1 protein-coding gene is annotated in these 1,384 nt (G+C 61.7%); it reads right to left on the reverse strand.

Translation table 11 applies throughout. The features are described 5' to 3' along the window. Positions 1-1,384: translocation/assembly module TamB domain-containing protein (locus DBR24_RS05955; protein ID WP_371921237.1), on the reverse strand; the 1,384-nt coding region annotated here is incomplete at both ends.

The following is a 1,384-nucleotide window of genomic DNA, read 5'->3' on the forward strand; positions in this document are numbered from 1 at the left end:
GGGCCTGCACCATCAGTTCGCCAAGCTTGCCGCCGACGAAGTTGAGGTCAGTGTCGATGCGCTTCGGTGTGAGTTTGCTGATGAGTTTCAGGGTCTGGTACGGAAAGTCCAGCCACTGATCCTTTTCCTTCATGCGCAAAGTGCCGCCGCTGGCGTCGATACTGACCACACCGTTCGGGCCGCTGGCCGGCAGGTCCAGTTGCAGGTCGGCGTTGAGCTTGCCCTGCCAGGCGAAATCCTTCGGCAACCATTGCGCGAGGCTTTCGATCGGGAATTGCTTGAGGTGGTAGCGCAATTTCGGCTCGGGCAGCAGCCGCTGGTCTTCACCGCACAGGCTGGCATTGCCGGACATCCAGCAATGCGCGCCGAAGTTGATCTTGCCGTCAGCCAGGCGTTCGAGCCTGGCCGGGTTTTGCAGTTTCCAGTCCTGCCCACCGGCCTGAATGTCACCACTGGCCAGACGTCCGCGCCAGTTGCCCTTGTCCAGATTGCCGTCCAGCCCCAAGGCCAGTTTCAGTTTCGGCCCGATCAGGTCGAGGTTGAGCTTCTGGCTTTTGATGTCGCCCTGGGCGCTGGCGGTCAACACGCCGAGGTTAGTGTCGCCGGCCTGAATCCCGCTGCCCTTCAGATCGACCTTCGCCCGTTGCGCATTGTCGAGGCTGGCATCGAGGTTGAGGCTTTGCAGGCGATTGTCCTGGAATGCCAGTTGCGCACCTTGCAGGTCGAGCTTGCCTTGCGGTGCTTTCAGCGTACCGGCGACGTTGACCTGGCCAGTGACCTGCCCGCGCAGCTGCGGCCAGAGCTGGGCCAGCCGTGTCAGCTTGATGTCGATCTGCCCGGTGAGTTTCTGTTGCAGGCTGCCCTTGCCGTTGATGCTGTTGTCACCGAGGCGGATTTGCAGGGCGTTGAGGTTCCATTGCTCGCCGGCACCGTCAGCCTTGGCTTGCAGGATCGCCGGCTGACCGCGCAGTTTGCCTTTCAAGTCGAGGTCGGCGGTCAGGCTCAGGCGCTCGTTCTTCATCTCGCCTTTACTTTTCAGCGGTCCAGCTAATGTGCCCGGCAACTCGGCGACCCAGTACGCCGGGTTCAACGCTGACAGTTCTAGCGCAGTGTCCCAGGCGATGCCGTCGGCGAACTGCACGTTCACATGCCCCTCGGCCTTGCCCTGCCCGGCTTCCATTTTCAGTTGCGGCAAAGCGATCTGTTTCAGGCTGCCGCTGAACGGACTGCTCAGGCTGAACGCCCCCGCCGGGCCATCCAGTGCGGCGGCGAAGTTACCGATGTATTGACCGTCGGTGTAGGAGACTTCGCCAGTGAAGGTACGCAAGGCGACTTGCGGCTCGTCGATCTCGGAATACAGCCGATGCCACGGAAAATCCTGCCA

The organism is Pseudomonas sp. HMWF006 (assembly GCF_003061205.1).
In the GTDB taxonomy this organism is placed as follows: domain Bacteria; phylum Pseudomonadota; class Gammaproteobacteria; order Pseudomonadales; family Pseudomonadaceae; genus Aquipseudomonas; species Aquipseudomonas monsensis.